Raw genomic sequence first — 22,995 nt, 5'->3', positions numbered from 1 at the left:
GCATTTGGAATACGAATTTGCGGCTATTTTACCCATCAATAGGGGGCAGGCAATCATTGTTTACACAGGAGCTGCTCCAGTTCGTTCAATGACGTAACGGTCCAGGTTGGTTTAATGCCTTCAGGCTGCACGCGCCCGTGCGCATTCAGCCAGACGGTGGACAAGCCCGAGTTGATCCCGCCCAGAATGTCGGACTCGGCGGTATCACCCACCATCAGCACGCGCTCGCGGTCAGGATGGCCGGCTTGCGCCAGCGCATAGTCAAAAATACGTGGGTCCGGCTTAGGTACGCCCACCTCTTCAGAGATCACCAGCGCGTCAAAATAATCGCGCAGGCCGGTACGCTCAAGGCGGATCTGCTGCAGCGCGGTAAATCCGTTGGTAATGATCCCAAGCCTGGCTTTGCCTTTCAGCGAGTCCAGCAGGGATACAGCCCCCGGCAGCGGCGCGCAGATATCGGCCATCGCATTCAGGAAAGCGTCGTTCAGCGAACCCGGGCTCACGTTTAACCGTTCAGCCCACACGTCAAAGCGCTGGTGCTGTAATTGTAACGCGGTGATGGCACCATTCTGGTAATCCACCCACAGCGGTTTGTTCACCGCCTGATAGTCCTGAAAATCTTCAGCGGTGAAGGTAACGCTATAATCCATAAACATCCGCTGTAGGCCACCGAACGAGTCAAAGGTAAACAGCGTTTCGTCGGCATCAAAGAAAATCCAGTCCCATTTCATCGTTACAACCTTATTTTCGTTATCCAATCGGCAGAGCCATGATGATGGCGTCTTCACGTCCCTCTGCAGTGGGGTAGTAATTACGGCGGATTGTCGCCTCATTAAAGCCTAAGCTTTCATAGAGCGCGATGGCGGCGACATTCGAGGCGCGCACTTCCAGCCATAGGGTGAAAACGTCACGCGTTTCGAGCTCACGAATGAGGTGCTCGAGCAGTTCCCTTCCCAGCCCACGGCGCTGAAAAGCAGGATCAACGGCGATGTTAAACAGCGTCGCTTCATCGAGGACAACCTGCGTAATCGCAAATGCGGCCATTTGGCCGTCAACGTCCAGGCGATAATTCAGATACCGTTCGCCCTGGTTGCTGGCGAAGGTTTTTTCGCTCCACGGAAACGCGTGGGCGCGTGTTTCAATCGCGAACGCTGCTGTCAGGTCAGACGTCGTGAGGGAAGAAATCGTGTTCATATTCGCAGATTTGTTGCCACAGTGCGCTACGCGCTTTTGGGTTGGCTTTCAGTTCATCAAGTGCTGGCGAGCAGATCTGGCTTCCCTGCAAGGGGATAACGCTGGCCTCTCCCATTCGCCAACTGTTACAACGACTTTCAGGGGGAAGCATCGCAACCCGTTCTGGCGTCAGCTGTAAAACCTGGTCGGTGGTCAGCATCAGGCTGTGAAGCACATCACCGATAAGGGGCTCATTCAGGGCAGGCAGTTCTTCCGCCACCATCACCAGCCGGACATGCGCCGGAATGGAGATGGCGATTTCGCCCTGCAACGCCGTCGGGCGACGCAAGGCCCACTGGGTGATGCCCAGTTGCTGCAACTGCCAGTCTCGTCGGGATGTCATAGCGAAAACTCCTGTCTCTCAGGCGCGCAAATATAGCAAATGTGTCGAAAGTGCGCCATCTACCTACTATAATCCCCGCCTGAGTTTATTGAGGAACAATTCATGTCTGCATTTACCCCGGCAAGTGAAGTCTTGCTGCGTCACAGTGATGATTTCGAACAAAGCCGTATTCTGTTTGCCGGAGATATGCAGGATGACCTGCCAGCACGTTTCGAGTGTGCTGAAAGCCGTGCCCACACCCAATATTACCACCACTGGCAGGTGCTGAGCCGTCAGATGGGCGAGCGCGCGCGCTTTAGCCTGGTGGCGGAACAGAGCGACGTAGCCGATTGCGACACGCTGATCTACTACTGGCCGAAGAACAAACCGGAAGCCCAGTTCCAGCTGATGAACCTGCTCTCCCTGCTGCCGGTGGGCTGCGATATTTTCATCGTCGGCGAGAACCGCAGCGGCGTGCGCAGCGCAGAGCAGATGCTCGAAGCGTATGCTTCGCTGAACAAAGTTGACAGCGCACGTCGCTGCGGCCTGTATCACGGCCGTCTGGAAAAGCAGCCAACATTTGATGCAGAGACATACTGGGACGAGTATCAGCTTGACGGTTTGACCATCAAAACCCTGCCAGGCGTTTTCAGCCGCGACTATCTGGACGTGGGGAGCAAACTGCTGCTGTCCACTCTGACACCGCACACCAAAGGCAAAGTGCTGGATGTAGGCTGTGGCGCAGGTGTTCTGGCGACGGTGCTGGCCAGCCATTCACCAAAAGTGCGTTTGACGCTGTGTGACGTCAGTGCGCCGGCGGTTGAAGCCAGCCGGGCTACGCTTGCGGCAAATGGTTTTGAAGGTGAAGTGGTTGCCAGCAACGTCTTCTCTGACGTGACCGGCCGCTTTGACATGATTATCTCTAACCCACCGTTCCACGATGGGATGGAGACCAGCCTGGAAGCGGCGCAAGCGCTGATCCGTGGCGCAGTACGCCACCTCAATAGCGGCGGCGAATTACGTATTGTCGCGAACGCCTTCCTGGCGTATCCAAAAGTGCTGGATGAAACCTTTGGCTTCCATGAAGTGATTGCCCAGACCGGTCGTTTTAAGGTGTACCGTACCGTGATGACGCGTCAGGCCAAAAAAGCGTAAATACCTTGCCGGATGGCGCTTGCGTTAATCCGGCCACCCTTCTGCCGCTCTTAGCGCCCATTTTTGCATCAATCACAAAAAGGTGCGTAATTTTCAGTTGACGTAAAGCTGAAAACATCTAGAATGCGCCTCCGTGGTTACGATACTTTTAGAGTGTCGATGGTATGCGAAGGTGGCGGAATTGGTAGACGCGCTAGCTTCAGGTGTTAGTGTCCTTACGGATGTGGGGGTTCGAGTCCCCCCCCTCGCACCATAAATCACGTTGATATTGCTCGCACTGGGCGAAGGTGGCGGAATTGGTAGACGCGCTAGCTTCAGGTGTTAGTGTCCTTAGGATGTGGGGGTTCGAGTCCCCCCCCTCGCACCAATTATCTTACATCCCTTCTGAAGTATTCTCGTTTTCCCTGCTATCTCAAACTCATCATTATTACCAGCATTGCACTTACCAGCGCGACGCATGATGGCAACAGCACAAAGTGCCTTAATTGCTTATGCCAGATCATTGCTGACGTCATCAATAGCCCTGAAACAATGATGGCCTTCCAGATATCGATGGAGAGATCGGCAAACATCAAACCACCAAGAATCCCCCCCGGCAGTAATACTCCCCAACCACTTCCCAGCGCTCTGTTCAACATCATTCGCCCTCTCATACTGATAATGATAACCAATATCATATGACAGTAATTATCATTTGTCAGCCTGCGCGATGAGAAATACCCTCCCTTTACCTTTCCCATAATGACAGGATATGTGTAAGGTGATAAATTGCACATCTGTTAACGACGTATAAAGTTTATCTGATAATTATAATTCATTTTTTTTGCTTTCATTATTCCACACCAACACCCATTTGTTTGTTTTAATTGAATATTATTAAAAACGCACTAATATGACATCACAATCCTGGCGGTCTTTGGTCAATAGTAAATATCAATTATCTTTACGTTTGTTTTTATTTCTGAACGCGACGTCGGTGGTGTTCTCGGTAACAAACCCGCTCTATTCTGTACGCCTGTTCTCTGCGCCCCTGTTCGCTATTTTCGCGATCAGCACAGGGCTACTCGTGTGGCACTGGAAAAAGCGAACCCGGAAAATAAATATTCCCGTTGTTTCAGCGATCTTCGGTTTTTTATGGGCCTGGCAAATAGTCTCTAAATTTTCGTTTATCCCGCACGATCGGCCAACCTATTTGGTCATCGCATTATTGACCGTGTTGTTTATCGGCTCTCTTGCATTCGCCAGCAATATCAAAGCCTTTACCCTTCACTCTTTGCCTACCTTTATTGCCTGCCTCTGGTTAAGCAATCACGAAAGCTGGTCAAGAATGATCTATTCTTTTGCGCTTCCTCTGGTGGCGATTGGGATTCATAACGTTCTGCAAAGGCGTAATGACCGTTTCGCTCAGGAGCTGCTCTCCCAGCTTCTGGAAGAACGTGAGACGCTGACTGATCTCAGCATGATGGACCCGCTTACCGGCCTGTATAATCGTCGCGGCCTGCAAAGCCGACTGGAGAACCTGCCGGCAGTGGAAAACGGCGAGCACTTTGTCCTGCTGTTGGATATCGATCACTTTAAAGCCTACAACGATCACTACGGCCATATGATGGGCGATCAGGCGCTCATTCGCGTCTCTGCAGCGATCCGTGATGCCGTTCGGTCGCGTGATATTGTTGCGCGATTCGGCGGAGAAGAATTTATGGTTTTGCTGACCAATATCTCGCTTGAACATGCCCGCCAGACGGCCGAGCGGATCCGCCAGAAAGTTTATGATTTAAAAATCCCACATTTGTTTAACGAGAGCGTCGCCACAAACGTCACCATTAGCATTGGCATTGCCATTTTTGATGAGGAAGACGTCGAAGGGGCACTGGAAAAAGCAGATAAAGCCCTCTACGAAGCAAAGCATATGGGCCGCAATAATATCCTGCTCAGCGAAGAGCTGCATATGGCATAAGCGCAACGTCAAACACCCAGGACAAAAGTCTTGATATCGGTTTGATCAATAGTTAGGATTGGCAATCATTATCATTTAGATTTCTATCCAAACTATGGCCACTCGTACCGCACATGCAGTCGAACCTCTTATCTGGCGAGCCCGTCTCTCCACGGGGAACGTGACGCTTGCGGACGCCATTCGGGAAAAAATAGCTGAAACCCGTGCCCATCTGCTGGATCTTATCAAGCTGGATGAAGCGCACCCGCACCATGCCATGACCTTGGCCCAATGGAAGCGACCCGCTGAACTGCAATCATTACTTGCAGCCTATTCCGACCATATCTACCGCAATCAACCAACCCTGGCGCGGGAAAGTAAACCACTGCTGTCTCTTTGGGCGCAATGGTACATTGGATTAATGGTTCCGCCGATCATGCTGGCGCTGTTAACCCAGGACACCATGCTGGATCTCTCTCAGGAACATTTCCACGTTGAGTTCCACGAGACCGGGCGTGCAGCCTGTTTCTGGATTGATGTTCATGCAGACCATAACGCGGGCCACCTCTCCGCGCAGGAGCGCATGGAGCAGTTGATTACTCGTGCATTGATTCCGGTAGTCGATATTCTGGAAGAAACGGGTCAAATTAACGGGAAGCTTATCTGGAGTAATACCGGCTATCTGATCCACTGGTATCTAACAGAGATGAAGCCGCTGCTCGGCGACGAAAAGGTTGATGCGTTACGCCAGTCATGCTTCTTTGCAAAACAGCTTTCCGATGGCCGCGATAACCCGCTGTACCGGACTGTCGTCCCACGCGACGGGCTTTTGGTTCGCCGCACCTGCTGCCAGCGCTATCGCCTGCCGGACGTTCAGCAGTGCGGGGATTGCACGCTGAAGTAGTGCTGTACTCTGCCCGCTGGTGATTACCTGGCCAAGAAATACGGTGCGGCCTGATGCCCTCATTCTGTCCCTCTCCCGCAGGGAGAGGGTACAAACACGATAAACGGCAACCTTGTTGCCGTTTTGCTTTTACCTAGGCCACCTGTTGGTTTTCTTCTTCAGCATTACGCTGCGCTTCTTCCGCTTCCTGCTCCAGCAACTGCTTCTCATACACTTTAAAGAATGGGAAGTAGATGATGGCGGAGACGCAGGCCAGCACAATCACCAGAATGGCCGCGCGGAAATCCCAGCCCAGCGCCCATGCGGCACCTATCGGGGCTGGCGCCGTCCAGGGTACAACGGAGATCACGCGGCCAATCAGATCAAACTTCATCGCCGACCAGGCCAGCACGGCGTTAACCATCGGTGCCAGCAGGAACGGTATAAAGAACACCGGGTTCATCACAATCGGCGTACCGAAAATTACCGGTTCGTTGATGTTAAAGAAGCTCGGTACGACGCTCAGACGACCAATAGAACGCAGGTGAGCAGAGCGGCTACGCAGATAGCAGATAACCAGCCCCATCGTTGCCCCCGACCCTCCTATCACAATAAAGAACGTCCAGAACGCCTCCATAAAGATATGCGGCAACGGCAGGCTGGCCGCCAACGCGGTCTGGTTTGCGCCAAGGTTGGTCAACCAGAACATCTGCAGCATCCCGGAGACAATGGCGGCCCCGTGAATCCCCGCAAACCACAGCAAGTGCCCAATTAACACCGCCAGCAGGATGGCAGGCAGAGAATCCGCCGCAGAGACCAGCGGCTTAAACACGGACATTATGGCCTGCGGGATCAGCATGCCAAACTGGGACTGAATCAACAGGCTCAGGGGATAAAGCGTAAGCACCACCACCAGCACAGGGATCAGCAGATCGAAGGAGTTCTTAATCATCGGCGGCACCTGGTCAGGCAGGCGGATACCAATGTTGTGCGCTTTCAGAAAACGCATCATCTCCACACAGTAGATGGCCACCAGAATCGCGGTGAAGATCCCCGTGCCACCCAGGCTATCGACAGGCAGCGAACCTTTGGTTTTCGGTGCAGCGACCAGCAGAAAGGCCATCAGTGACAGCATGGCGCACATGAATGGGTCTAACTGATGCGATTTCACATAGTGTTTGCCCAGGTTATAGGCAATGGCTGCACAGATATAAATGGACATCACGCCCATCGTCATATCAAACGGCGTCAGGATTTGGCCTTCAAACTGCTTCGCCATATCCAGCCAGGCGCGCGCGAACCCCCAGGTGGTATCGGGTGAAAACGGCGGGTAAGCAAACACGAGCAAAAACGAGCCTACAATCATGAACGGCATCGCAGAGATGAACCCGTCACGGATTGCCATAACATGACGCTGGGAAGAGATCCGCCCAGCAATGGGGCTGACGTAATTCTCAACGAAACGGAATATCAGATTAAACGCAGCATGATTGGCAGACATAGCAGATCTCCTGTCAGACGTTCGGTACGGGCGCAATCACGCCACACGTTGTTCCATAAATCAGCTTCACAACCTTGCTGGCTCGTGTACCAGCGGTACTGCTCAGACGGAATGGTTTCATAATTTGCTCTTATTATTGGATACAGGGGACGTTACGTACTCAGTATTAATCTCTGAATCACGCTCTGCAACCGGTTACTGTAACCGGTTTCCGTGAATGTGAAGACGATCCAGAAATTGGCCCTACAGGATATTTGTTACTTAAGAGATATTTACAGAGCATAATTTCTTATGACAGATTACGCAGGATATTTGTCAGGAGGAAACAATGAGTTTGCAGTCTGTACAGCAGTTTTTTGCCGACAACGCGCCGGATATAGAAGTCATTGAACTGAGTGAGAGTACCGCAACCGTTGCCCTGGCCGCTGCCGCCCATCGCGTTGAACCAGGCCAGATCGCCAAGACCCTGTCGCTGAAGGTCAAGGATGAGGTGATTTTGGTGGTCGCTAAAGGTGATGCACGTCTGGACAATAAAAAACTGAAGAACACCTTTGGCGCCAAAGCGCGCATGCTCTGCAGTGATGAGGTGGTGACTATTACCGGGCATCCGGTCGGAGGGGTATGTCCGTTCGGGCTGGAAAATCAGCTTTCCGTTTACTGCGACATCTCTTTGAAGCAGTACCCTGAAGTACTGCCTGCCGCTGGTGCAATCCACAGTGCCGTGCGAATTTCACCGGACAGAATGGCAGAATTGACATCCGCAAAATGGGTCGATGTGTGTATCTGATTAATGCGCCAGAGCACATCTGGCGCATGAACAACGATTATAAGAATGCCGGCATGCCCAGCATCGCACAACGCGGGTCTCGTGTGGGAAGATGCGTTAGAATATCCGCCGCATCAAGAAGCCCGACATCAGAGTTAACCCCCAGCTTAACCATTGCATTAAATTTATGCGCGCGGATGGTTTTAATATTGCGTTCAAGCTGCGCCGCAATTTCGGGGATAGAATATCCGGAGGACATATAACGTAAAATCGCGCGCTCCGTTGGGCTTAACATTCGATTTTGATTCACATACCAATGGTTCAGCATGTTGTCATTTATTCGAAGCGTTTCGCTCAACAACGCCACCAGCTCCTCCTCTAAGTCGCTAAGCGGTACCGATTTACTGATGATGCCATGAAGACGGGCTGGCGAAAGGTGGCTAATGAGCCGCGCTTCCATTTCATCAGATGCCAGTATAATGCGCTGGATATCACCATGCGTAAACGCAAGATCCCTAAGGTATACCAGACAGTTACGACGCTCCTCACGCGCATCGGAAAGTGAATAAATCACCGAGAAAAAGGAAATGTGAGGAAGCGCAGCCTTAAAACTGTTGAACTGACTGAATAGGTGCAATTGATAATGGCTTAGCGCGGGCATAGCAAAGAGGTGCTGCAGCCCTACGGCACTCATTGCACAATTTTCGATGACGGCGATATGTCTTTTTGTATCGGTCTTTTCCATTCCTCGTACTCTCCATAGGCTGACATCAAATTCAGCTCTCTCATTCCCTGTGTACTGCTTATCCAGGCGTACATATCGGCATTACTACGTAGTGACAACCGACGCATGGCACTGTTTTTCTGCGCGCTAATGGTTTTGTTACTTTTCTTGAGCAGCGTAGCTATCTGGTTTATGCCCCATCCCTTACCTAATAGACGCAATACCTTGCGTTCGGAGTGTGTGAGCGCAATAAAGTGCTCGTCTTCCTCTTCAGAAACAGGTGCCTCGGGCAGCAATAACGTCTGGCTTATGCGCTCAGCCCGCTCGCGTCCGGCACAAATAGCATCAACAACCCCTTCAATAGGTTCCATATCAGAAAGTAATGACGTTTCCGGACGCATAAGTAATTCAACAGCGATAGGATAAAGCGGACGTGACACTAAAAATATCCAGTGAATATCTCGATATTGATTCAGTAAACCGTAATACTCTTCCAGCGTGCCGCGCGGATTTTTGTAATCACCAGAAACATCTGCAATCACAATGTCAGCACGGCGGATCTGAAGCAAAGTGAGTTCCTGCTGGGAGCGGCAATAGGTCATGTCAGTGTCAGGAAAATGGCGTTCAATCACGCCTCCCAGGCCGCTTTGCATTAGTGGGACCCTGCTAATGACCACCACATGTTTCCCATTCATTGGCGACATAGACCCTCCGTGTCCATTTTTCAGTTGTTTATACCCATCATGGTTCAACGTGCGTTCGTTCCTGAATGTAAAATTGATTAATACAAACAGAAGATGATTTATTTTTTTGACTTAAGAAAAGCCCAAAACAGGGCTAATATCTCACAAAGGACAAATAAATTTAATTCCAACGCCATTAAAAGAATGAAAATATAAAATTAGTAAAACTAAATATGAATTATCAATATTTCACACAAATTAATTCATAGTATAAATAAATCAAATCACACTCCCTTTTGCAAAACGGGTGACAACAGTTTGCATAAATCTTGATCTGACCCAGAGCAAGAGAGACCGCACTTCGTGCTAAAAGTAAGCATTCTGGGCCAACAGGCACGCTTTCCACTTCTCTTCAGGGCACCACATGCAGGCAGATCGGACAATGCAGCGCGCGACAACGCGGCTATGTATTCAGTGCGGGCTTTTCTTACTCCAGCACGGGGCGGAAAGCGCCCTGGTCGAGGAGCTATCAACACGTCTGGGGCTGGCGCTCGGTATGGATAGCGTTGAGAGCGCGATATCATCAAACGCCATTGTGCTGACCACCATCAAAGAGGGGCAGTGCCTGACCTCGACCCGTAAAAATCATGACCGCGGCATTAATATGCACGTGGTCACAGAAGTGCAGCATATTGTCATTCTTGCTGAACATAAGCTTCTCGATCTCAAAGAGATTGAGAAACGGTTTAACCAAATCAAGCCATTACGCTATCCGCGCTGGTTGGTTGTGTTGATGGTGGGCCTTTCCTGCGCCTGTTTCTGCAAGCTCAATAAAGGCGGCTGGGATGGTGCAGTTATCACCTTTTTCGCCAGCAGTATTGCTATGTATGTCCGCCAGGGGCTGACGCTTCGCCATCTTCACCCGCAAATCAACTTCTGTATCACCGCGTTCGTCGCCACCACGGTCTCAGGCTTGCTGCTGCGCCTGCCGCAGTTCACCGAAACACCCACCATTGCAATGGCTGCCAGCGTGCTCTTACTGGTGCCGGGCTTCCCGTTAATTAACGCCGTTGCCGACATGTTTAAAGGCCATATTAATACCGGCCTCGCCCGCTGGGCGATCGCTAGCCTGCTGACGCTGGCGACCTGCATTGGCGTCGTTATGGCCATGACGTTATGGGGGTTACGCGGATGGGCGTGATAGAGATTCTGTTCGCCCTGGCGCAGGATATGCTGCTGGCGGCCATTCCTGCCGTCGGCTTTGCAATGGTATTCAATGTCCCGCAGCGTGCGCTCCCGTGGTGTGCTCTGTTGGGTGCGATAGGTCACGGCTCGCGCATGGTCATGATGACGGCAGGCTTTAACATCGAATGGTCAACATTCATGGCCTCCATGCTGGTCGGCAGCATTGGTATTCAATGGTCACGCTGGTATCTGGCGCACCCGAAAGTCTTCACCGTCGCCGCCGTGATTCCTATGTTCCCTGGTATCTCAGCCTATACGGCGATGATTTCAGCAGTAAAAATCAGCCACTTTGGCTACAGCGAGCCACAAATGATCCTTCTGCTGAGCAATTTCCTTAAGGCCTCTTCAATTGTTGGGGCGCTCTCAATCGGGCTGTCGATTCCCGGTTTGTGGCTCTACCGCAAACGTCCACGCGTTTGATATTTGAGTTATTTCGCTGCCGTGGGGATAATCACTCTATACCCTAAATAATTCGAGTTGCAGGAAGACGGGTCTATTCCGTTTGGTGACGATAAGGAAAAGATGTGGCAACCCTTGACAGCGAACGCCCTGAGAACAATGAAGGATCAAGCCTGAAAGAGACTATCTTTCAGAGCGCCATCGCGCTGTTTGCCGAATATGGGCTGAACGGTGCCCGCATGGAGCAAATCGCAGAGAAAGCAGGCACCACCAAACGCATGGTTGTGTATCACTTTAAGAATAAAGAAAACCTGTATCTTCTGGTGCTTGAATATGTTTACACCCAGATTCGCGCCAGTGAAAAAGCGCTAAGCCTTGCGGGAATGCCCCCAGTCGAAGCACTGGTGCATCTGGTTGAAACCACGTTTGATTATCATGCCGACCACCCGGACTACATTCGTATCATTTGCATGGAAAACATGCAGCGCGGCCGCTTTATGCAGCAGTCAAATTATCTGCGCCTGGTCAACCGCAGTGCGCTTGAGCTACTCGAGGCAATCCTGCAGCGCGGCAAGGAAAAACAGCTTTTTAATCAGACGGTGGATGCCCGCGATCTCCATCGCCTGATCAGCAGTTTCAGCTTCCACTACGTCGCCAACAGCTACACCTTTACATTGCTGTTTGAAGAAGGCGCCGATGAACAAGCGCAGCGGCAGCACTACCGGAAAATGGCGGTGCAAGTGGCACTTCGCTATACCTGCCCATAAAATCGCTTGCAATTATATCTCGCACTATCTATATTCATTTCATGAACGCAAAAACGCACAACACCACTGCAGCGCTACAGCTTGATAACCAGCTCTGTTTTGCCCTCTATTCGGCAAACCTTGCGCTTAACAAGCTGTACCGGCAACTGCTGGCACCGCTGAACCTGACCTATCCGCAATACCTGGTGATGCTGGTACTGTGGGAGCAGGATGACGTTACGGTATCGGACATCGGTGAACGTTTGTTTCTTGACTCTGCCACGCTAACGCCGCTGTTAAAGCGTCTTGAAAGCGCCGGGCTGATCGGCCGCCACCGCTCGCGTAAAGACGAGCGTCAGGTTGTGGTTACCCTGAGCGAGTCGGGCCGTGCCCTTCAGCAACAGGCGCTGGGGATCCCCCACGCGGTAGGATGTGCGGCGCAGTGTGACACTGACGCTCTGCTGACACTCAAGCAGCAGCTTGAACTTTTGCGACACCAGCTACAGCGCGCGTAAGGCTATACTTAACGCGTATTTATTTACCCATATATATCGCACGCTATTTAATAGCACACATAAATGTACGATGAGGAACCTGCCATGTCTTTAGAAAAAGTTGTCTACACTGCCAAAGCCAAAGCAACCGGAGGCCGTGACGGCCGCGCTACCTCTTCCGATGGGGTACTGGACGTTAAGCTGGGTGTGCCGAAAGAGATGGGCGGCATGGGTGGAGAAGTGACTAACCCGGAACAACTGTTTGCTGCGGGCTACTCTGCCTGCTTCCTGGGCGCAATGAAATTTGTGGCCGCACGCGACAAATTCACCCTGACAAAAGACGCTTTTATTGAAGGTGAAGTCGGCATTGGTCCACTGCCAACCGGCTTTGGTATCGAAGCTAAACTCAACATTCACGTTGAGGGTATGGATCCTGCAGAAGCCAAAAAGCTGGTGGATGCGGCACACATTGTTTGCCCATACTCTAACGCGACTCGCGGTAATATCGATGTGACCCTGAATATCATTGCATAAACCGATGCTGTTCCCTCTCCCGTGGGAGAGGGAACAGCATGCACTTTCCCCCTCCATCCCCTCCCCCTCTCTGTGCTACCATAAGCCCCTATCACGCCCGTCGTTATCAGTAGAGAAAGTGTTATGTCCTCCAGAATTCTGACCACCAGCATTGCTGGCATTGATGCTTTTATGCGCGATCCTCGCGGCGTACTGACCAATGCCGAAGGCGGTACGCTTGCGGTGTTTGCCGATAACGCTCCGGCGTTCTACGCGATCACGCCTGAACGTCTGGCACAGCTTTTGGATATCGAAGCGCGGCTCATGCGCCCGGCAAGCGATGTAATCCTGGATAACCAGTTCTTTGACGAACCGGACAACGCGCCCGTCGCGGTGCCCATGGGGAAATTCCCTATGTACGCGGGCTGGCAACCGGATGCCGATTTTCAACGCCAGGCGGCGCTGTGGGGCATTGCGCTCTCACAGCCCGTCACCCCCGGAGAGCTGGCCGCATTTACCGCTTACTGGCAGGCTGAAGGCAAAGTGTTCCACCACGTTCAATGGCAGCAGAAGCTGGCACGTAGCATTCAAATCAACCGCGCCAGCAACAATGGCCAGCCCAAACGCGACATCAACGCGTTTTCAGAACCGGATAAACAGATCCCCAATGGATTCCGAGGTGCGAAATGAAAAACGTCGGCGACCTGATGAAACGTCTGCAAAAAATGATGCCAGCCAACGTGAAGCCGGCCTTCACGACGGGTGAAGAACTGCTGGCGTGGCAAAAAGAACAAGGGGAAATCCGCGCGGCCGCCCTCGCTCGTGAAAATCGGGCGATGAAAATGCAGCGTACCTTTAACCGCTCTGGCATTCGTCCCCTGCATCAGAACTGCTCGTTCGATAACTACAAAATTGAAACCACCGGGCAGATGAACGCCCTCGCCGCAGCACGTCAGTACGTGAATGAATTCGATGGCAACATCGCCAGCTTTATCTTCAGCGGCAAGCCTGGCACTGGGAAAAACCACCTTGCGGCCGCCATCTGCAACGAGCTCCTCCTGCGCGGTAAATCCGTCCTCATCATTACCGTGGCCGATATTATGTCCGCCATGAAAGACACCTTCAGCAACCGCGAAACCAGCGAAGAGCAGCTGCTGAACGACCTGAGTAACGTCGATCTCCTGGTCATTGATGAGATTGGCGTCCAGACAGAATCCCGTTACGAAAAAGTGATTATCAACCAGATCGTCGATCGTCGCTCTTCGTCCAAACGCCCAACCGGCATGCTGACCAACCACAATATCGATGAGATGACCCGCCTACTGGGCGAGCGGGTGATGGATCGCATGAAGCTGGGTAACAGCCTTTATGTCATCTTCGACTGGGAAAGTTATCGCAGCCGCGTTACCGGCAAAGAGTATTAAGACATTTCCAGGAATTGCCGGTGGCCTGGAGGTATATACTGGGACCACTTTCGGCCCTAAACGGACCTTTTTGAGTACACTATTATGAAAAAACAGTTAGTTCTCAGCGCCGCATTTGGCGCACTGCTGATATCCGGCGTGGCACATGCCGCGTCATGGCAGGATTCTCTGACGAGCGCCGCTAACGAACTTACCAAAGAGAGCGGCAGCGCTCAGGGCGGTCTGTCGGCCTCTTCTCTCACCAGCCTGCTGGGCAACAGTTCCCAGAGCCTCAGCGCGGGAACGATGAACAACGCGGCGGGTATTCTGGAATATTGCGCGAAGCAAAAACTGGCTTCGGTCACCGATGCGCAAAACATCAAAAACCAGGTGCTGGGCAAGCTAGGTCTGGATACCCAGGAGCAGAAAGCTGACACTAACTATATGGACGGTATTCAGGGTCTGCTTAATGCGCAAAACGGCCAGCAGCTCAATCTGAGCACCCTCGGCAACTCGTCTCTGGCGAAACAGGTAAAAACCAAAGCCTGCGATCTGGTGCTGAAACAAGGCGTTAATTTCCTCTCCTGATCGACACCATCTTCTGCCACAACACGCCGCGTTTATTACGTTAGTCTTACAGCGCGGCGTGAAACGGGCATTTTTACCCCCTGCCACCGCCTCAGCGTCCGCACGTCAGGATGCGACCACCTTCAAAAAATCGCTTTTATAAACCAAATCCTAACAACAGCACACTTTCGCGACACTAAAATTGCAGCTGAATGACATCGACATTACATTGTATTACCCAAAAAATAATTACTTAGCCAGCTTAAGCCTGGCGTCATGAGGATATGCTGTTGTCAGAGTTAATGTCCCTTGCCCTTTTTCTGGCTTCCATCGGCGTTTACGCCTGGAAAGCCGGCCGTAACACATGGTGGTTTATTGCCACCCTGGTGGTGCTCGGCATTTTTATTGTTTTAAACATTACCCTGTACGCCAGCGATTACTTTACCGGAGACGGCATTAACGATGCGGTGCTCTATACGCTCACCAACAGCCTGACGGGTGCCGGTGTAGGTAAGTACATACTGCCAGGCTTGGGCGTCGTTGTTGCGCTGGTTGCCATTTTTGGGGCGCTTGCCTGGGTGCTGCGCCGCCGTCGCCACCATCCGCACCATCACGGCTACAGCCTGCTGGCACTGTTCCTCGCGCTGGCCTCCGTTGATGCCAGCCCGGCGTTTCATCAGATTACCGAGCTGGTAAAATCCCAGTCGCGCGACGGCGATCCGGATTTCGTGGCCTACTATAAAGAGCCGTCAAAAACTATCGCCAATCCGAAGCTCAATCTGGTTTATATCTACGGCGAGAGTCTTGAACGGACGTATTTTGATAACGACGCCTTCCCGAACCTGACGCCGGATCTGGGCGCGATTAAAAACGAAGGCCTCGACTTCAGCCACACCATGCAGCTGCCGGGTACCGATTACACCATCGCCGGGATGGTCGCCTCCCAATGCGGCATCCCGCTGTTTGCCCCCTTTGAAGGTAACGCCTCGGCCTCCATGTCGAGCTTCTTCCCGAAGAATACCTGTCTGGGCGATATCCTGAAAAACTCCGGCTATGAAAACTACTTTATGCAGGGCGCCAACCTGCGCTTTGCCGGAAAGGACGTATTCCTGAAATCGCACGGTTTTGACCATCTGTATGGCTCGGAAGAGTTAAAAACCACGGTTGCCGATCCGAACTACCGTAACGACTGGGGTTTTTACGACGATACCGTTCTGGACGAAACCTGGAGAAAATTCGAGGAGCTCTCCCGTACCGGCAAGCGTTTCTCTCTCTTTGCCCTGACCGTGGATACTCACCATCCTGATGGCTTTGTGTCGCAAACCTGTAAGCGCAAAAGCTATGAGATTGATGGCAAGAGCAATAAATCCTTCAGCGCCGTGACCTGCAGCCAGGAGCATATCGCCGCGCTCATCGAAAAAATAAAAGCCTCGCCGTATTTCAAAAATACGGTGATCGTCGTCTCTTCAGATCATCTGGCGATGAAAAACAGCGCCTGGGATGAACTCAACAAGCTGGACCGCAGCAATCTGTTCTTTGTCCTGCGCGGCGACCAGCCTCATCAGGAGGTGATTGCCACCAAACGTAACTCAATGGATAACGGCGCAACGGTGCTGGATATCCTGGGCGGGGATAATTTTATCGGCCTCGGCCGCAGCACGTTGTCGGGGCAATCTCTGTCTGAAGTCTTCCTCAACATGAAGGAAAAAATCCTCGCGTGGAAGCCCGATATCATCCGCCTGTGGAACTTCCCAAAAGAGATGACGGATTTCACGATCGACCAGGATAAAAACATGATTGCCTTCTCCGGCAGCCACTTCCGTCTGCCGCTGCTGGTGCGTGTGTCGGATAACCGGGTCGAACCATTGCCGGAAAGCGAATACTCCGCGCCGCTGCGTTTTCAGCTCGCCGATTTCGCGCCGCGCGATAATTTTGTCTGGGTCGACAGATGCTACAAAATGGGCCAGCTCTGGTCACAGCCGCTGTCGCTCTCTACCGACTGGTGCGTTTCTCAGGGGCAGCTGGGCGGAGAACAGACCGTCCAGCACGTCGATAAAGCCCAGTGGAAAGGGAAAACGGCCTTTAAGGATACGGTGATTGATACCGCACGCTACCAGCGCAATGTCGATATGCTGAAAATCGTTGATAACGATATCCGCTATAAAGCAGACAGCTTTATCTTTAACGTGGCAGGTGCCCCGGAAGAGGTGAAGCAGTTCAGCGGCATCTCGCGTCCTGAATCCTGGGGACGCTGGTCAAACGCGCAGCTGGGCGATGAGGTGAAGATTGAGTACGCCCGCCCGCTGCCGGAAAAATTCGATCTGGTGATCACCGCCCGCGCCTTCGGCCCCAACGCGAACCAACCCATTCCGGTGCGCGTGGGGGATAAAGAGCAGACGCTGACGCTGGGAAATGACGTCACCACCACCACGCTGCACTTCGACAACCCGTCGCGCAGTAATACGCTGGTGATTGTGCCGCCGGAACCGCAGTCGACTAACGAAGGAAATATCCTCGGCCACTCACCGCGTAAACTCGGGATTGGCATGGTCGAAGTTAAAATCGTGAGTACACAAGGCTAACGCGCGCGTGCCCGGCATTCTGCCGGGCACTTATGGAAATAAATAATCCTATAAAATCATTATAAATTAGATTAAAACGCTTTATATAAGCCAATTTAATTTATAAATATCTCGCAAAAAGACAATTCCATAACATGTACAGCTCCTTAAATCACCACGGAGCGTTCCGCACTTTTATCATGCTAACCGGCTATAAGTTCGAATCCATCCGGGCACTGCGCAGCGAAAATGTGATTGCCTGGGAGGTATTGTCCACGGCAAAGCCCCACGTCAATCTCGAAGACTACTTTGGCTCGCTGCCCTCGACGCAGCGTAAAGCCCACTTCTTTGCGCAGCTTCGTCATGCCATGTTTTGCGAGGAAGTCGACAAGTTTTATCTCAACGCGACATCGGACTTGCTGCTGGAAACGGACTTCCTCGACAGGCTAAAAGAAGATACCCCCTGCCCAGAGAGGCTTGCTATCGAGGTCACCGACCTCTATACGCTGATACAACTCGACGCCTCGCAAAGCCGGGCTCTGCGGAAATGCATCGCGACGCTCCATCAATGGGGGATCGAAGTGTGGGCTGACGATGTCTGTGAAGACATTCTTTCCGATCTTCTGACCAGCCAGATCCGCTTCTGCGGCGTCAAAATTGACAAGCATACCTTCTGGAGCGGACGCACCGAGCAGGCGAAGTTCCTCCATCTCACCCGCCAGTTCAAGAACGTCGCCAGCAAGGTGCTGATCGAAGGCATCGAAACTGCGGGTGATTTCGCGCTGGCCCGTGCCAGCGTGGCCGACTATGGCCAGGGCTATCTGTGGGGCCAAAAATGACGCCCTTCATTCCAAATGCGGGTTATCAGGTCATCGTTCTGAGCAGCAATGCTTTTTTATGGCTTGGCCTCCATTCGATGATTTCGACAGCCGTCACACCCCGTCCTGAAATGTATTGGATCAACAGCGTTGATCCGGAAGGGCTTACTCGTCTACAGGAACGGCTGCTCGACGCGCCCGTTGGACAGAACTGGCTGGTATTTACGGATGCGACCCGGGTTAGCGACATTAACGCCTGGTTGCGTAATGCGCGGGTCAGAGTGGTCGCGGATAACCTGTCTCTTGCGCAGCTAAGCCACTGCTTTAGCGACACGACATTTTCCTTCGAAAACGCCGCCACGCTCTCGTATCAGGAGATGCGGGTTTGCATGCTGTTGCATAGAGGATTTAGCCCGATTCGTATCGCAAAAATCCTCAATAAGTCACCTAAAACGATCTACACCCACAAGCGTAACGCGATGAACAAATTTTGCTGCCACAGCCTGGCGGAATTCCATCGAAAACTCTGCCTGCTGGACGCTCAGTCATTCTCTTTGTAATTGCACAGTTACTCACGTCAGGAAATAAGATCATGAAAATTATCACTACTGCTCTATGTTGTTCCGCCTTCCTGCTCCCTGCCGCCGTAATGGCCGCAGACAGTACCGAGAGCGCAACGATGCACGTATCACTTGAGGTCGTGAAATCGTGTACCCTCAAAGCCAACGACCTCAATTTCGCGCGCCACGGCTCGGATGAATCGAGCGAAATCCAGGCCAGCACGCAGGTCGATGTCGTCTGTACCAACGGTACCCCGTTCACTCTCTCTGCCACCAGCAACGATAGCAGCGAGAACGGCACCTTCTGGCTGAAGCCGGAAAACGGTGAAACGGGGGCTCAGAAGATTGCCTGGAAACTCTTTGCTGACGAGGGCAAACAGACGCAAATCACCAGCACCGATGGGCTAACCGATACCGGAAATGGTCAGGAGCAGAAAGAGACGCTCTATGGCGTGATTGACGCAGGCGCTCTGACGACTGCACAGGCGGGTGCCTACAGTGACGACATCACCTTAAACCTGGTGTATTGATCGTGCGTCGTTATCTTCCCTGCCTCATTCTGTGGCTCATGATGCTGGCGCTGCTGTCACGCTACGCGCTGGCCGCCACGCTGCAGGTGGCGCCTGTTACGCTCGATCTGCAAAGCGGTCAAAGAGCGACAGCGGTCACCCTTACCAACAGTGGAAATGCGGCCATTCATGCGCAGATACGGGTGTACGAATGGACCCAGAAAAACGGTCACGATGTCTTAGCCGCCACCGATGAGGTCGTCAGCAGCCCGGCAATGACCGCGCTGGCGCCGGGCCAGCAGCAGCTGGTGCGCATTATTGTCATGCAACCGGCTATCCGCGAACGGGAGCAAAGCTACCGGCTGGTCATCGATGAGCTGCCGGATACCCTTTCCCACGCGGCCAATCCCAACGGCGTGCACTTCCTGCTGCGCTATTCCATTCCGGTGTTTATTGCCGGAAACCCAAATCTGCCCGTCAGCCACGATGCCCTGAGCTGTGAACAGGCCGATTCCCCGGCGACGATCCGCTGCTATAACGCCGGAAAACGCCATATTCGCCTGAGCCATCTTGAGGCCCTGACGACCGGAGGGCAGGTTGCAGGCTCGGTTAAAGGGCTAGCGGGCTATGTACTGCCGGGACAGACCGCTCTTGTGAAACTTAAGCAAGCGTCACGACATACGCTCAGCGCGTTACGCGTCTACCTCAACGATGACCGCCATGCCAGCCAGATACTCCTGCGCCCGCTCGCTTCTCGCGCTCCTGCTTTGGCTACCGCTGATGCTGTCAGCCCGCACTGAAGAGGTCGCCGACACCGTACAATGGCTGACTATCACCGTGAATAATGCCCCGCGAGGGGATCTGTGGGCCTGCCGGGTGGTAGAAGATGCGCTGTGGATTAGCCACAGCGACATAAAAAAGCTGGGGCTCCACGCCCCGGATGACCACAGCGGGTGGGTTGAACTAACGGCCCTGCCGGGCATGAAGGTTGATATCGACCTGCTTGCTCAGCAGGTGTCGATTATGGCCGAGGCAAAGGCGCTCGAGGGACAGCAGCATCTGACGCTCGAAAAATCGCCCCCACAGTTCGCCTATCCTGAGGCCCAGCCCATCAGCGCGTTTACGCTCGGCTACACCCTCTACGCCAGCGATGCGCGGGGTAAACGCCAGCTGAATGCCCAACCCAGTTGAACGCGTCCGGGGTGCTGCCCGGGACGCTCAGCAGCAACTTTTCAAGCCATGCCGGAGAGGAAAACAGTGCCACCCGGCCCACCCATACGCGTCTTGAAACCCGCTGGCAGTGGGACAACACCGATTCGCTGACCACCCTGGCGCTGGGAGACAGCATCACCACGGGCACGCGCTGGAGCCGCCAGGTTCGCTTTGGTGGCCTGCACTGGGCGCGAAATTTTGAACTCGATCCGCAGCTCAACACCGAACCGCGTAGCCGCTACAGCGACACGGCGGTCCTGCCTTCAACGGTCGATCTTTACATTGACGGGCTCAAGCAGAGCAGCCAGCGCGTTACGCCGGGGGCGTTTACGCTGGATACACTGCCCGCCTTCACCGGAAGCGGGCAGGCGCAGGTGGTCATTACCGACATCAACGGCCAGCGTCGCACCGTACAGCTCGACGTGTACGGGGCACCGGGAATGCTGGCAGAAGGTCTCAGCAGCGGCTCGCTGGATATCGGCTGGATGCGGCAAAACTACGCCCAGCGTTCCGACGACTATGCCGCGTCGCCGATGCTCGACGCCGGCTGGCGCTATGGGGTCAATAACCACCTGACGCTGGCGCTGCACACGGAGCAGCAGCGCAAACTGCGCAATCTCGGGGCAGGCGTTGACTGGTTGATATCCCCCGACGCAGGCATTCTCAGCCAGCACGTCGCGGCGAGCGACAGCCCCTACGGTCAGGGGATGCAGTGGGACCTCGGCTGGCAGTGGAACGGCGGCGGAACGGGCATTTCTGCCAACACCGTTCGTACCGATGCCGCGTTCGCCGACAATGCCCGCATGAGCGGTGCCGTGCCCGTCAGGCGCAGCGATAGCGTATGGCTAAGCCATTCATTCTCCCGCTTAGGGACGCCAGGCATGGGCTGGGTACAACAAGATATTCAGGGTAACAAACAACGCTATCTCAATGCCTCCTGGTCCGTTTTATTACCGGCGCATCTCTCTGCCACGCTGAGCTATAGCCGCTCGTTTACGGACTCGTCGAGTAACGTTCAGCTTATGCTCTCTGTCCCGCTGGGCCGCCAGGACACCCTCTCACTCCAGGCCAGCCAGGATTCGCCGCGCATGGACTATCGCCATCAGCCAGACGACCAGACCGGCGGCTGGTCATGGCAGCTGGGGCAAAGCGTTGGCGAACGCCGGGAAAAGTATGCTGACGTCGGCTATCTGGGCCACGCCGGAGAGTGGCATGTGGGGCTGGAGCAAGGCGCTAACGTGGGCAATCAGTATGCCTCAGCCGAAGGCAGCCTGACGCTGCTGGATAATAGCCTGCACGCCCTGCGCTACAGCGAGCAGGGTTTGGCGCTGGTCTCAACGCGCGGTATCGGGCACGTGCCGGTGATGCTGGAAAACCGCCCGGCAGGCGAAACCGATGAAGAGGGGTATCTTCTGCTGACCGACCTGCCGCGCTACCACAACAGCAAAGTCACGATCAATCCGCTGGATCTGCCTTCCGATGTGATTGCCCCGGTCACCGACATGTATGCCAGACCGGGTAACGGCAGCGCGGTAAAAGTCGATTTTAACGTCCATCACGCCGTGACGGTTCAGGCCAGGCTGGTCGACGGCCGCGGCACGCCCCTCCCACTAGGCAGCATCGTGTCAACGCCACGCGGCGCCACCATCGTGGGGCGCGACGGGTTTATCTGGCTTGAAGACCCGCCCCTGCCGGGTGAACTGGTGGTGAAAACGGGGCAGGGAGAATGTCGGGTTACGCTTTCGGCGCCCCGGAAGACGTCATCCGTACAAAATATTGGAGAACAACTGTGTCATTGAGAGCGTCGTTAATTTTGCTGCTTTTGCTGTCCCTCAAGACGATAGCGGCCGCCTGCTGGATCACCTCGCCCGCCGTCATCAACTTTGGCACTATCGTGGCGGGCAATGCGGCCTCGACCCACGCCGAGGTCAAATTCAACTGCCAGGCTGACAACATCGGTACGACGGAGTACATCAATGTCTGCCTGAGCAGCATCGACGCCCCGCCTTTTCAGATGATCTCACCGGGGGACCAGGAGGGTAAACAATACACCCTGATTTTTCGTGTTCTTAACGGCGTCGCGCGTTCTCAGGAGCTGGGCCCCGCCAGCCGCGGGGATCTTATCCAGCAGACCCTGACCGCCGACAGCAATGCCAATATCAGCGGCAGCTTTCCGCTTATCGCGACCCTCCCGGCAGGGCAAAGCCAGCTCCCGGCGTACCACTATTACAACTACAACATGAATTTACGCATCGCGTGGTACAGCGCCTCCCGTCAGGATGCCCTTCAGAACTGTTCAGACGGCTCCGCCGAGGGCGAACAGGTGCAGGGCGGAAGCAATGCGCAGGCCGAAATTCGCGAGGGATGTTACATAGAGCACGTCACCCCGCTTAACTTCGGCACCCTGACCAGCGCCGCCACGCTACGCCCGACGCGTACCACGGCCACCCTCACCACGCGCTGCCCGGCCGGCACCGCGTTCACGCTCGCGATGGGAAAAGGCAATCATGCCAGCGGCAACCAGCGGCAGCTGTGCAACGATGAAGGCCAGTGCCTGCGCTACGGCCTCTGGCAGGATGCGGGAAACACGCAACGCTGGGGCGACCAAAGCAGCGGCGATGCAATGCAGGTCATCAACCCCGCGGGCGGGACGCAAAATTACACCGTCTACGGAGACGTCCCGGCGCAGCCCCTGAGCGGCACGGGGGAATTCAGCGATGACGTGATAATCACGCTGACTTATTAAACAGCGCAAAATCCTGCCT

27 protein-coding genes and 2 tRNA genes are annotated in these 22,995 nt (G+C 53.8%); 22 read left to right on the top strand and 7 right to left on the bottom strand.

What is annotated here, in order from left to right; genetic code table 11:
• Nucleotides 1–53 precede the first annotated feature (53 nt).
• Genes yjjG through V5P19_RS12755 form a run of 3 tightly spaced genes read right to left on the bottom strand, consistent with a single transcriptional unit; the run spans nt 54 to nt 1,576 of the window.
• Entirely contained in the window at nt 54–731 is a 678-nt protein-coding gene (yjjG, locus tag V5P19_RS12765) for a pyrimidine 5'-nucleotidase (RefSeq protein WP_334403773.1), read from the bottom strand.
• A 19-nt stretch (nt 732–750) separates the two neighbouring features.
• Entirely contained in the window at nt 751–1,194 is a 444-nt protein-coding gene (gene rimI / locus V5P19_RS12760) for a ribosomal protein S18-alanine N-acetyltransferase (RefSeq protein WP_334403771.1), read from the bottom strand.
• On the bottom strand, nt 1,163–1,576 hold the full coding sequence (locus V5P19_RS12755) for a DNA polymerase III subunit psi (RefSeq protein ID WP_334403769.1): 414 nt from the start codon (nt 1,574–1,576) through the stop codon (nt 1,163–1,165). Before V5P19_RS12755 ends, rimI begins: the two co-directional genes overlap by 32 nt.
• A 102-nt stretch (nt 1,577–1,678) precedes the next feature.
• On the opposite strand from V5P19_RS12755, the gene rsmC reads away from it, so the two are divergent.
• The 3 genes from rsmC (at nt 1,679) to V5P19_RS12740 (ending at nt 3,077) form a co-directional block, all read left to right on the top strand.
• The gene (gene rsmC / locus V5P19_RS12750) at nt 1,679–2,710 is read left to right on the top strand and encodes a 16S rRNA (guanine(1207)-N(2))-methyltransferase RsmC (RefSeq protein ID WP_334403767.1); all 1,032 of its coding nucleotides are present in this window, start codon (nt 1,679–1,681) and stop codon (nt 2,708–2,710) included.
• Between the two features lie 166 nt (nt 2,711–2,876).
• Nucleotides 2,877–2,963: transfer RNA gene (locus tag V5P19_RS12745), tRNA-Leu, on the top strand.
• A 28-nt stretch (nt 2,964–2,991) separates the two neighbouring features.
• Nucleotides 2,992–3,077: transfer RNA gene (locus V5P19_RS12740), tRNA-Leu, on the top strand.
• Nucleotides 3,078–3,117: 40 nt separating this feature from the next.
• Here the strand turns inward: V5P19_RS12740 and V5P19_RS12735 are convergent.
• Nucleotides 3,118–3,387 (bottom strand): DUF1435 family protein, encoded by a 270-nt coding sequence (locus V5P19_RS12735; protein WP_334403765.1) that lies wholly within the window; start codon nt 3,385–3,387, stop codon nt 3,118–3,120.
• A gap of 215 nt (nt 3,388–3,602) precedes the next feature.
• On the opposite strand from V5P19_RS12735, the gene V5P19_RS12730 reads away from it, so the two are divergent.
• Both V5P19_RS12730 and fhuF read left to right on the top strand, forming a co-directional pair.
• A complete protein-coding gene (locus V5P19_RS12730; RefSeq protein WP_334403763.1) occupies nt 3,603–4,667 on the top strand; it encodes a diguanylate cyclase in 1,065 nt (354 codons plus the stop codon).
• A 94-nt stretch (nt 4,668–4,761) separates the two neighbouring features.
• Nucleotides 4,762–5,550, top strand: a complete 789-nt coding sequence (fhuF, locus tag V5P19_RS12725; RefSeq protein ID WP_334403762.1) for a siderophore-iron reductase FhuF — start codon at nt 4,762–4,764, stop codon at nt 5,548–5,550.
• 133 nt (nt 5,551–5,683) lie between these two features.
• Here fhuF and V5P19_RS12720 read toward each other — a convergent pair whose 3' ends face one another.
• Nucleotides 5,684–7,030, bottom strand: a complete 1,347-nt coding sequence (locus V5P19_RS12720; protein WP_334403760.1) for a PTS sugar transporter subunit IIC — start codon at nt 7,028–7,030, stop codon at nt 5,684–5,686.
• A gap of 328 nt (nt 7,031–7,358) precedes the next feature.
• Between V5P19_RS12720 and V5P19_RS12715 the strand changes: the two genes are divergently transcribed.
• Nucleotides 7,359–7,817, top strand: a complete 459-nt coding sequence (locus V5P19_RS12715) for a YbaK/EbsC family protein (RefSeq protein ID WP_334403758.1) — start codon at nt 7,359–7,361, stop codon at nt 7,815–7,817.
• Between the two features lie 37 nt (nt 7,818–7,854).
• Here the strand turns inward: V5P19_RS12715 and bglJ are convergent, their stop codons facing one another.
• Together bglJ and V5P19_RS12705 are read right to left on the bottom strand one after the other, a co-directional pair.
• On the bottom strand, nt 7,855–8,490 hold the full coding sequence (gene bglJ, locus V5P19_RS12710) for a DNA-binding transcriptional activator BglJ (protein WP_334404159.1): 636 nt from the start codon (nt 8,488–8,490) through the stop codon (nt 7,855–7,857).
• A complete protein-coding gene (locus tag V5P19_RS12705; RefSeq protein ID WP_334403756.1) occupies nt 8,487–9,224 on the bottom strand; it encodes a LuxR C-terminal-related transcriptional regulator in 738 nt (245 codons plus the stop codon). The genes bglJ and V5P19_RS12705 overlap by 4 nt, the downstream gene beginning before the upstream one ends.
• A gap of 403 nt (nt 9,225–9,627) precedes the next feature.
• Between V5P19_RS12705 and V5P19_RS12700 the strand changes: the two genes are divergently transcribed.
• The 16 genes from V5P19_RS12700 (at nt 9,628) to V5P19_RS12625 (ending at nt 22,976) form a co-directional block, all read left to right on the top strand.
• Nucleotides 9,628–10,404, top strand: a complete 777-nt coding sequence (locus V5P19_RS12700; protein WP_334403754.1) for a threonine/serine exporter ThrE family protein — start codon at nt 9,628–9,630, stop codon at nt 10,402–10,404.
• Nucleotides 10,395–10,868 (top strand): threonine/serine exporter, encoded by a 474-nt coding sequence (locus V5P19_RS12695; protein WP_334403753.1) that lies wholly within the window; start codon nt 10,395–10,397, stop codon nt 10,866–10,868. Before V5P19_RS12700 ends, V5P19_RS12695 begins: the two co-directional genes overlap by 10 nt.
• Before the next feature lie 104 nt (nt 10,869–10,972).
• Complete coding sequence (locus V5P19_RS12690) at nt 10,973–11,614, top strand: TetR family transcriptional regulator (protein ID WP_334403751.1); 642 nt, start codon at nt 10,973–10,975, stop codon at nt 11,612–11,614.
• A 41-nt stretch (nt 11,615–11,655) separates the two neighbouring features.
• The gene (locus V5P19_RS12685; protein WP_334403749.1) at nt 11,656–12,108 is read left to right on the top strand and encodes a MarR family transcriptional regulator; all 453 of its coding nucleotides are present in this window, start codon (nt 11,656–11,658) and stop codon (nt 12,106–12,108) included.
• Between the two features lie 84 nt (nt 12,109–12,192).
• A complete protein-coding gene (locus V5P19_RS12680; RefSeq protein WP_334403747.1) occupies nt 12,193–12,621 on the top strand; it encodes an organic hydroperoxide resistance protein in 429 nt (142 codons plus the stop codon).
• Between the two features lie 123 nt (nt 12,622–12,744).
• Nucleotides 12,745–13,290: a primosomal protein DnaT gene (dnaT, locus tag V5P19_RS12675; protein ID WP_334403745.1), complete on the top strand. Its 546-nt coding sequence runs from the start codon at nt 12,745–12,747 to the stop codon at nt 13,288–13,290.
• Nucleotides 13,287–14,024 carry a DNA replication protein DnaC gene (gene dnaC, locus V5P19_RS12670; protein ID WP_334403743.1) on the top strand — a complete coding sequence of 246 codons (738 nt, stop codon included), beginning with the start codon at nt 13,287–13,289 and terminating at the stop codon, nt 14,022–14,024. The genes dnaT and dnaC overlap by 4 nt, the downstream gene beginning before the upstream one ends.
• 84 nt (nt 14,025–14,108) lie before the next feature.
• Complete coding sequence (locus tag V5P19_RS12665) at nt 14,109–14,591, top strand: DUF2501 domain-containing protein (protein WP_334403741.1); 483 nt, start codon at nt 14,109–14,111, stop codon at nt 14,589–14,591.
• A gap of 269 nt (nt 14,592–14,860) precedes the next feature.
• On the top strand, nt 14,861–17,152 hold the full coding sequence (gene opgB / locus V5P19_RS12660; RefSeq protein WP_334403739.1) for a phosphatidylglycerol--membrane-oligosaccharide glycerophosphotransferase: 2,292 nt from the start codon (nt 14,861–14,863) through the stop codon (nt 17,150–17,152).
• Between the two features lie 179 nt (nt 17,153–17,331).
• Nucleotides 17,332–17,970 (top strand): EAL domain-containing protein, encoded by a 639-nt coding sequence (locus tag V5P19_RS12655; RefSeq protein WP_334403737.1) that lies wholly within the window; start codon nt 17,332–17,334, stop codon nt 17,968–17,970.
• A complete protein-coding gene (locus V5P19_RS12650; RefSeq protein ID WP_334403735.1) occupies nt 17,967–18,509 on the top strand; it encodes a helix-turn-helix transcriptional regulator in 543 nt (180 codons plus the stop codon). The genes V5P19_RS12655 and V5P19_RS12650 overlap by 4 nt, the downstream gene beginning before the upstream one ends.
• Nucleotides 18,510–18,541: 32 nt before the next feature.
• Nucleotides 18,542–19,039, top strand: coding sequence for a spore coat protein U domain-containing protein (locus V5P19_RS12645; RefSeq protein ID WP_334403733.1), 498 nt, complete (start codon nt 18,542–18,544; stop codon nt 19,037–19,039).
• A 2-nt stretch (nt 19,040–19,041) separates the two neighbouring features.
• Complete coding sequence (locus V5P19_RS12640; protein WP_334403731.1) at nt 19,042–19,818, top strand: molecular chaperone; 777 nt, start codon at nt 19,042–19,044, stop codon at nt 19,816–19,818.
• On the top strand, nt 19,799–20,209 hold the full coding sequence (locus tag V5P19_RS12635; protein WP_334403729.1) for a hypothetical protein: 411 nt from the start codon (nt 19,799–19,801) through the stop codon (nt 20,207–20,209). The genes V5P19_RS12640 and V5P19_RS12635 overlap by 20 nt, the downstream gene beginning before the upstream one ends.
• Nucleotides 20,206–22,029, top strand: a complete 1,824-nt coding sequence (locus V5P19_RS12630; protein ID WP_334403727.1) for a fimbria/pilus outer membrane usher protein — start codon at nt 20,206–20,208, stop codon at nt 22,027–22,029. Before V5P19_RS12635 ends, V5P19_RS12630 begins: the two co-directional genes overlap by 4 nt.
• Nucleotides 22,020–22,976, top strand: a complete 957-nt coding sequence (locus V5P19_RS12625; RefSeq protein WP_334403725.1) for a spore coat protein U domain-containing protein — start codon at nt 22,020–22,022, stop codon at nt 22,974–22,976. Before V5P19_RS12630 ends, V5P19_RS12625 begins: the two co-directional genes overlap by 10 nt.
• Nucleotides 22,977–22,995 lie beyond the last annotated feature (19 nt).

Source organism: Enterobacter sp. UNJFSC 003, from assembly GCF_036903355.1.
Taxonomy (GTDB): Bacteria; Pseudomonadota; Gammaproteobacteria; order Enterobacterales; family Enterobacteriaceae; genus Enterobacter.
The sequence above is the reverse complement of the archived record's forward strand: the minus strand, read 5'-3'. Positions and strand labels throughout refer to the sequence as shown.